Annotated in this window: 8 protein-coding genes; 3 read left to right on the plus strand and 5 right to left on the minus strand. The window is 42.1% G+C overall.

Annotation, left to right across the window (positions count from 1 at the left end; all coding sequences use genetic code 11):
- Window positions 1–1,304 precede the first annotated feature (1,304 nt).
- Window positions 1,305–1,532 carry an aspartyl-phosphate phosphatase Spo0E family protein gene (locus tag MKY16_RS26030; protein ID WP_340957808.1) on the minus strand — a complete coding sequence of 76 codons (228 nt, stop codon included), beginning with the start codon at window positions 1,530–1,532 and terminating at the stop codon, window positions 1,305–1,307.
- Between the two features lie 208 nt (window positions 1,533–1,740).
- Window positions 1,741–3,135, minus strand: coding sequence for a helix-turn-helix domain-containing protein (locus MKY16_RS26035; RefSeq protein WP_340957810.1), 1,395 nt, complete (start codon window positions 3,133–3,135; stop codon window positions 1,741–1,743).
- Window positions 3,136–3,376: 241 nt separating this feature from the next.
- Here MKY16_RS26035 and MKY16_RS26040 point away from each other — a divergent pair, with 241 nt between their 5' ends.
- Window positions 3,377–3,820: an AbrB/MazE/SpoVT family DNA-binding domain-containing protein gene (locus tag MKY16_RS26040; RefSeq protein ID WP_340957811.1), complete on the plus strand. Its 444-nt coding sequence runs from the start codon at window positions 3,377–3,379 to the stop codon at window positions 3,818–3,820.
- Window positions 3,821–3,956: 136 nt separating this feature from the next.
- Entirely contained in the window at window positions 3,957–4,466 is a 510-nt protein-coding gene (locus MKY16_RS26045) for a hypothetical protein (protein ID WP_336078716.1), read from the plus strand.
- A gap of 494 nt (window positions 4,467–4,960) precedes the next feature.
- On the opposite strand, the gene MKY16_RS26050 is transcribed toward MKY16_RS26045, so the two are convergent.
- Window positions 4,961–5,527: a hypothetical protein gene (locus tag MKY16_RS26050; RefSeq protein WP_068940548.1), complete on the minus strand. Its 567-nt coding sequence runs from the start codon at window positions 5,525–5,527 to the stop codon at window positions 4,961–4,963.
- A 1,326-nt stretch (window positions 5,528–6,853) separates the two neighbouring features.
- On the opposite strand from MKY16_RS26050, the gene MKY16_RS26055 reads away from it, so the two are divergent.
- Window positions 6,854–7,003 (plus strand): hypothetical protein, encoded by a 150-nt coding sequence (locus MKY16_RS26055; RefSeq protein WP_175405264.1) that lies wholly within the window; start codon window positions 6,854–6,856, stop codon window positions 7,001–7,003.
- 506 nt (window positions 7,004–7,509) lie between these two features.
- Here the strand turns inward: MKY16_RS26055 and MKY16_RS26060 are convergent.
- Together MKY16_RS26060 and MKY16_RS26065 are read right to left on the minus strand one after the other, a co-directional pair.
- The gene (locus MKY16_RS26060) at window positions 7,510–7,692 is read right to left on the minus strand and encodes a hypothetical protein (RefSeq protein ID WP_340957820.1); all 183 of its coding nucleotides are present in this window, start codon (window positions 7,690–7,692) and stop codon (window positions 7,510–7,512) included.
- A 79-nt stretch (window positions 7,693–7,771) separates the two neighbouring features.
- Window positions 7,772–8,628, minus strand: an 857-nt coding sequence (locus MKY16_RS26065; protein ID WP_340957822.1) for a tyrosine-type recombinase/integrase, incomplete at its 5' end; no start/stop codon positions are given.

The following is an 8,628-nucleotide window of genomic DNA, read 5'->3' on the forward strand; positions in this document are numbered from 1 at the left end:
TGCCTTGTCGTGTATGTTTAAAGATTTTTTCTACTTGAACTTCTACAGTCGTTTTCCCCATCCGGGTATCCTCCTTTTTAAAGACCTGTGAAGACCGAGGAACTTGTTCCGAGTGTCTGAACAGGTTTCGCGCGCAGCGCGTAAGCACACATTGCGAAGCAATGTATAAGTGCGCCCTTACGGGAATCTGCAGCTCCACCTGCAGACAGATTTCACCCAGTGGCAAAAGCTTCTGTCTTCGCCGTTTCCTCGTAAACGAGGAAACGGAAAAACGAATCTAACCCGTTGTGGCTGTGAAGCTCGTGGTTTGCGCTGCGCGTCTTTCTCTCTGCTATTTCTAAAGAAATAGCAGAGAGAAAGACGCGCATTCGAGCCATAAAATTTGGCTATTCTTAGCGCATCAATATTTGGCTATGTGCTATGAGTAATATTTGTTGGAGCCCTACCCTAACGGGTGTATGCTTCGCATACGTCTCCCGACGATCCAGCTTACTGCTTGCCGCTCCGCGGCCGACCCTTCAGGTCAGATCATCTTCTTGCCGATTCAGTTACTTCAGGCCCGGCGATGCCTTGATTCGTGCTCTACTTTTTCAACCATCCAATAGCCTCAAGCAGCTTTGTGGTAGAGCTGTTGGTCTTTGGCCATAACTATGTGGCCAATCAAAAGAGTCAATTGGTACTTCAACAGTCCCACACCTAAACAGAAAGTGCAGGATTCATCACTTTACAACCTTTTTCCGTTCCTGAAGCCCGTCAAAATCTCAATAATTCTCATGTTAAACACCTCCGCATATTTGGTTTTGAGATGTGTGTGTGCCGAAGCACAACCTGTATATTAAAAAAGCCGATTATAGTGGCATAAAATGCCTTCTACAATCGGCTGTAAGCAATAAAAAAAGCCTTTTTAAACATGCCTCAATAGGACATGCAAAAATAGACTTGTGCTTAATCTGTAAAATTCTGTTCTTCGCGCTGATCCCCAAAGGTTGGCAAAGAAAATAAAATGCTTGTGACTTCCCAATTTGGTATTCGGTAGCTTCGCTCCAAATAATAATTCATTCAGCTCTCTAATAGAACTGTTTCTATTCTCCGTTAGCGCATGCCACAGAGACAATTAATAGATTTCGTATTGTCATCATTATAAATGCACCCTGCCAAATCATCAAGTTCTTCCAGACAAACAGGAATAAAAAAACTCTTGCATCATCTGCAGAAGCAAATTCCAAGTCATATTTTTACATTCTTTGACTTGGTAAAATGTATGTAAATATCACCTAAGGCATTTTATAGCATAATTATGATCGTTAAGTGGCGAGAGTAATAGTTTTGCATGAGGATTGGAGGTCTGACTGAACATAGTGATGTAACTTCTTAGTCTGATTCATACGATTGTACTGATTAATGAGTTCGTCCAGAATCATAGATTGCTCAAGTACACATGCATGTCCAATACTACCATGCTGTTTGTAAAGATCATACATTCGTTGTCTGGCACTTTCCATTTGTTTAGTTAAGGATTCATCTATGTTCATATCTTCATTCCCCCCTATTAATTATCATTTTAGGGGTAAATGACCAATTACACTGCGAACAGTTTTTAGCCAAAATGATAAAAAAAAGACCAGCTTAAAAAGCTGGTCATGGGATAATATAACAACATATTATGCTCCACCAATGTGGTCTTGTGGTGCTATTCCAGAAGTCGGATTCTGAACTGGTACCACGAATACAAGCAAGAAGCTAACTGTCGCTAAGATTAAAGCCATCTTTTTGATCATTTCTTGCCCACACCTCCTCATACTTGGATTGGAACTGAGCCTGTGTTTCAGGAACCGCATGTGTTTTGAAATGGAGAAATAACCCAACACAATTGGCAATAAGTAGTTCATGATTAAGTGTAACAGCTTTTTCAAAAGCCTTTATTAAACATTTGAAACCATATGGATATCTACCTTTATTTAGGCTGTATTTGCCCATTTTATACCAAAACCGGACATACTGCTGTGGTAAAAATTGTTCTGTGTACATATCCGTAGAGGATACTTCTTGATACGCTGCGATCTGGACTTCAAAACGCTTGAGGATATGATCGACATTGACATCATATCGGTTGGCTACTTCCATGATATTTAAAAGTTCAGCGAAGATTTCTTTTTCAGCGGCCATGTACTCTACGTAGTCAGGCAGCACACTGATATCTCCAGACATAAGCCTATTTACATAGGTATTGATTTTTGCCCATTGCTGAAATTTACTTAGCCACTGAAGAGTGTCTGAATCCGTTTCCTTAACCCAACTTAGATCCGTATAGCCATGTATATGCTCTAATGCTTTTTCATGATCTCCATTCGCATCACAAACATGTGCACACAACAGTTCAGCGTAAGCTATGTATACAAATAGAGGCCTGCTAAGTTTCTTTTTCGATTTCATTTCTCGCTTAGCATTATGAACCAAATTGTATTGAATTTGTCCTAAGTTATACATTTGGCGTGAAAATTTGTAGACCTTATGCCACATACCTAATGATCTGTACACGTTGGCCAAGTCTTTCAATGCATCCAGCTGGTCAATTTCATCTAAACGATCAACAAAAAATTCGAATCTGGCAGCCGTATGAAGATTTTGAGCCTGATCTTTTCCGATCCGTAGGCTAAACAACCGATACTGACATATAGCAAGCCGTTCTGAATGCTGCTTTTTTTCACACTCGGCTATGTTTTCATAAAGGCAGTCTGCCGCGTCCAGGTACTCCTTTTGGAACAAGTCTTCAGCCATTTCAAATAATAACTGGGTGTAGACAGGAGTATCTAACAACAGACTCACAACTCGTTTTAAGCAATCCAACCGGCCGAGCTCCACACAACGATATAGAAATGGGCTTATTTTTCGCCAATTCAGGGTTGATTCTACGATGAATTCTTCAATGTAACGGTCATAAAAATAGTCTGGTGGTAATTGCATCCCAGCAGTAAAGCGATCTAACTGGTTAACAGATATAGAACGATTGCCTGTGACGATGCCGCTAACTGTACCTACATTCAAATCAATGATGTGACCAAACTCGGTCAGAGTTATGCCATTCTGCTTTAAGTATTTTTCAATTTCTGTGCGGATCATAGGTGTGATTTCCATGAATAAAACCACCCTTCACGTAAATTGTGCAAATTTAAGAAAAAACAATAATTGTAAAACTTATAATATAATGAAATATTTTCGTGTTTTAAATATACCATCTTCTAACACAACAATAAATACTCATTTAGGCGATCTTTGGATTATATACAGAATTATTACAATAGTTTTTAAGGATATTGGACAAGCAAGAGTCATTTAGGTGGGATTCTATAATTCTGATTTTTAAGGAGGGTATCCATTGAAGAATACAGGTATGACACGTCCCTTGGATTCATTAGGCAGGATTGTTATTCCTATAGAAATACGAACCAGCATGGGGATTGAAATCAACGAACCTTTAGAATTTTATGTAGACGTTGAAAAAGGCTTTATGAGCATTGGAAAGTATAGTGACAGGACTTCCTGTAAACTGTGCAATTCGATTCAGGATTTAGGCTACTTCAAAAACTCTCTTTTATGTAGAAAATGTATACTTGATCTGAAGAGGAACGTAGGTGTGACTTCCACGCCTATTAAGAAGGAAGCTGCGAATAAAGGAAAAAAAACTCATCGGTCTACGTTACATTTGCTTAAAAGTTTACGCAAACTCATGCTTGAATATCCAGGAGCCAAGCAAGGCGAATATGCCAAGTGGCTTGGTGTATCACAAGCTCGAATATCTCAAATAAAAAAATTATTATAGGTTGGAAGTTTATTCACCAAAAAGACAACATTTAACAGACTACTACAAACTTTTTCTCCCACTACTTGTTACTTTATGGTAAATATAGTATCCTATATTAGTGATTTACATAATTGATGCCATGGAGGGATTTATTTTGAAAAAGAAAATCGTATCCACCGTCTTATCTTCTGCTCTTATTTTGACTGCTCTTCCTGCTTTCGCTAGCAGTAGTAGCCCTATTAAAGAAAATTCTAGCGAAATTTCTAGCGTCTATTCTCAAGATAATACTGTTAAAGAAGTACCTAATATGAAGATCGTTGATGGATTGTATGATCCTGGCGAAATTACTCTGTTCTCTTTACTCCTTAATACCACTTATAATTTTTCTTCTGGTCAAGGAACCGGCAGTTTTTCGTATAAAGCTGGAAGCAGTAGCGAAAGAGTCCGCGTTCACGTGAGTAATAACAAAAAAGTACCTGTGAATTACCGTTTGACATCCCCATCAGGAACTGATTGGGCATCTCTGACGGTTAAACCAGGTAGCTCTGTTACTACAGAACACTACTTTGGCCAAGGTCAAGAAGGCACTTGGATATTGAATTTTGACACTGATGACGGTTCGCCTGTTTCCGTCAATGTTTCCGTTCGGGACGGCTTAGAATAATATTTTTTCATCCTAGGATGAGATCCATAAAAGTTTATTAAAACAACAAACGAAGCAAGAAAAGCTTCAGGCCATTCGGTCTGAAGCTTTTCTTGCTTCGTTTGCAGTATATCCTATTGGATGTCCACAGAGCTTGACTTTATCTATGTCAGAAGGCTGGACATATGTCCAAAATCCTGAATTTTGTGCACATGTCCAGCCCTCCGATCCGCAAAAACGGCCGTTTTTGGTCTTCAGCGCCGATTAGCCTGCCGTGGAACAATACAAAAAAGCAGAGATTTGGCCATCTGGCCGATCTCTGCTTTTCTCGCGATTGCTCCGTTTTTCGCCCCTGTCCATTTCCGAAAATAGAGCTATTCTGGATGATTTATCGGAGGATCATCTTCTTTTGAAAAATCTATCGTACAGCACTAAAGCGACGAGAATGGTAAACACCTGAATCAAAAACTGTGGCACTAAGATTAAAAAGTCCAAGTAAATTCCCCTTTCATCTATCAGAACAACCCAAAGAATCGTTTGCGTCGGCCGTGCAACTCAAGCCGTGAAACAGCCCCGGCAATTTCTGTGAGCTGCTGATCCGCACGATCTTGAGCTTGACGCACTTCCTCCAGCACACCATTTACCTGGTCACCGATCCCGGAAGCCGCAGCTGCGACTTGCAGCCGTACCTTCTCATCTACAATCTCGTCTATGCGGTTCGACAGCGCAGCTACTGCAGAAATTAAATCATCTACCTTAGCGTTAAGCATAGCGACTTCTGTACTGCTATCTGGCGTAGCGACCAGGGACACAGAATCGCTACTGTAAACCCTTGAATACCTCTCTACCGTTGCATTTACCGCGCTCTCATATTCTGCTCCCCGAGCTAAAAGATCCAATAAAGCCTTAAACGCAATAATGTCGTGATCTGTAAAGGCTCGATGGTCTTTATCATCCTTAGTAAAAACATAGCCAGCATTTTCAAGACTTCTTGCATACTTGTTGACTGTAGAGCGACCTATATCCAATAATTTTGCGACTTGAACTGTACTATATATGAAATTCAATGGTGTGCTATTCACGTTCAATCACCTCGCTATTTATCTTCTATAGAATCACCGAAAACCCTTGTCTTATCAGCTACTTTAGTCGCTTTTATGAATCGCCGTCACTTCGCTCCGGTTCCGTGACTCTCACCTCGATCATCGTGGACAACGAAAACCACGTTGACCACGATGCCTCGGTTCGAATCACGGCGGTGTGAACCACCTACAAGGCCACCACCACTCTCCAACGCTTCGCTATCTTTCAAGCTAAAAAGGAACTTGACTGCGAGGATCTTAATCGGCACGCTGGCATGGTTTGTCAGGAAATGCGCATAGATTATCACCTACTGTGCAGCCATAAAAAAACAAAAACATGGCTGCACTAGTAAGCGATAATGTCACGCCGTGTACGGCTGTCGAGGGTTCCTCTCATCCATGCCCGATTACGGTTATACCGTCAGTGCCTTTTCACTCGTAAAGCCAATCCTACGAGCGCGCAACGCGCATGTGCACCGATCACCATTCCTTGCGGAATCCTGGCTACCTCCAGACCGATTATCAGCGTCCTCCCAATCTCTGGCTGGCTCCCGCCTGGGCATGGGTAGGCGTTGAATGGAGTTGACGCTGATTCTCTGCTTCGGCTCAGCTTACCGTACCCGTATTTTTACGTGCTGGGCAGCTAGGCACGTTTGGCGTTCAAAACCCGATTACCTAAAAAAGACAATAGGAAATCAAGCCCTCGAACATCATTTTTTCAAAAAAAATGGTTCGAGCGCCGAAACATATGAGATTTTTATGTATGATCAAACACCGCGCCACTGCTGGCACTATGCTGAATCAGCAAACCAAAAAAGCCCCTGATCCGCACATCTCACGGATCAGGGGCTTCAACATATTATCTCAAAAACTTATTGAATCTACTGGCAAAACACAGTACAATGAACCTAATCGTTCAACGATTCAAATAAGTATACAAGTCATGTTTTCGCGTCCTGTTTCGCCGATGTACAAGATCGGTAGACAGCAGCCTAGGGTTTGGCGACCCAAAGTTGCCGTGAAACTGGCTTTAAAGCTTTTCTAGGAAAAGCTTACCACGAGTCTAGCAAAACATGCTAGACTTTTTTCATTTGCCTACTAACTCCCTATTTCACATACTAAATCTTTTGCACTTAGAGCCTTTTGAGTACCTATCCATTTTAATCCTTCTATTGTCTATTCTAAGAGGTTTTATATTCACTCCTTTACTTAAGTGAGCAAAACAACATATAATCCATCCTGCGGCTTCTGAGAGCGTCTGACGACCAAGAAAATAGACAACCAACAGAAGTTGGCCTGATCATTAACTATAAGGAGGTTCACCCCATGAAATATTCAAATAAAGATCAAGCAGCCAACGTGCAGCATTGTCCTGAGGACCAGATCCAGCCGGCCAGTAACGAACAGGTAATGCCGATCGCACAGAAAGGCATAGACAAATATAGACGGACCCTGGATAAGCTCGCCAAGAATTAGGGTATTCCCCCTCTTAGATCGTGTATTCTTTGGTTCCCGTTTTTAGTTCCCGCTTTTGGTTCCCAAGAAAAAGAAGATGGCTCTTTTTAAAAAAACCGCATGGTTGAGCCATTCATAGAAAAAGTGGTGTCCCCCTTTTTCGTGGGAACCATAATCGGGAACTATAAAAAAGACTTGGGCGTATACGCCCAAGTCTTTTTTATAGCCCTTTACTTACTTAACTTTAACAGAAACCCACTGGTATACGAATTAGTATACGAATAGGGATACTATTGGGTACGTTATTTGGGATTCGATCTGGTATGGTCAATTCGCCCCATGAATATTTTTATTTCATGCTATTTATCCCGTTAATTGTGATCTTCACTAATTCAGACGCACAAAATTGAATTTTAAGACCTGTTTCGGAACTTGACCTTACTTAAGTACCAAAAAGGGTAAAACAGCGATTAAAAAGCCATCAGGGATTTCTGGCGGCTTTTTGGTGTGAATGTTGGAACGAAAGATCAAAAGAAGTCCTCTGTAAGATCCAATTTTCTATTACAGACATCGCAATGAACATGAATAATCGTACCAAGACCTGTTGGAATAAACGTATAGGAAAGCTTGGCTCCTGCTACATCAACCGGCTTACAAGAATCCCATTCCTTGATCTTCTTTTCCATTTCAGCAGTAATTTCAAATTTCATTATCGCTTCTCCTAATTCGTTTTTGATTTAATTTATAGTACAGAATGCGCTTGATGTCATATTAGTTTCGTTTTTTTTGCTATCCCTCATAAATCTTGATCACATCGATCCGTTCATGGCCAACTTCTCGGCTCACAATTGATGCTGCGTTATCTCGGCTGTATCCCTTCTCTATTTCCTGCTGCATACGCTCCTGTACATAGCTGTACCGCAAGCCATGAAAAGTAAGGCTCCGTGAACTTCCATCCCGTTTATCGATTCTCTGTTCCACGCCTTGCGTGGTCTGCACCTTATCCCGATGATGTTGTACAAACTTCTCCATCCGGTTCACTACCTGGTGCGTTTTTTCTCCAGCAGCGATGAAAAGCCGGTTACCGCGTTCAGTATACCGCAGCCGACGCTCGAAAATGATCCTCCCTGCCGCGCTTAATGGAACTTCTCGGTGCTTTCCGTTCTTGGCCTCCCCCTTCACCTGGTACACGCCTGTACGCAGCGCATGTTCAGCTTGTGCGCGGCTGACTGCCGCAGCTTCGGTCACACGCAGACCCATCGTGCGGGCCAGCGTCAGGCAATCCGCTACATTTTCCTGCTGCAGCTCCTTTGCGATCTGGATCATGCCCTGGTACTCTTCTTCCGTCCAGGCTCGATTGCCGTTGACCTGTGGCGTTTTTGTCAGCTCTATACCGTGCTGCTTCTGCAGCTCCTTATTATCGGACAGCACGTAACGCGGCTGCTGAATCTGATCATGCAGGTACCGCAGCGCAGTAAGATCATTCTTGATCGTCTTGGCCGAGCTACCGGCACGCTGCCGAGATTGGACAAACGCCACGATGTGCTTGTCACTCAAGTTACGTATGTTTTGCATTTTGAAACTGGACGCGCAAAACCGTACAAACATCAAGCAACTATCCTTATAACGATCCCTCGTAGCGTAGC

It is taken from the genome of Paenibacillus sp. FSL L8-0641 (assembly GCF_038006265.1).
GTDB lineage: Bacteria > Bacillota > Bacilli > Paenibacillales > Paenibacillaceae > Paenibacillus > Paenibacillus polymyxa_D.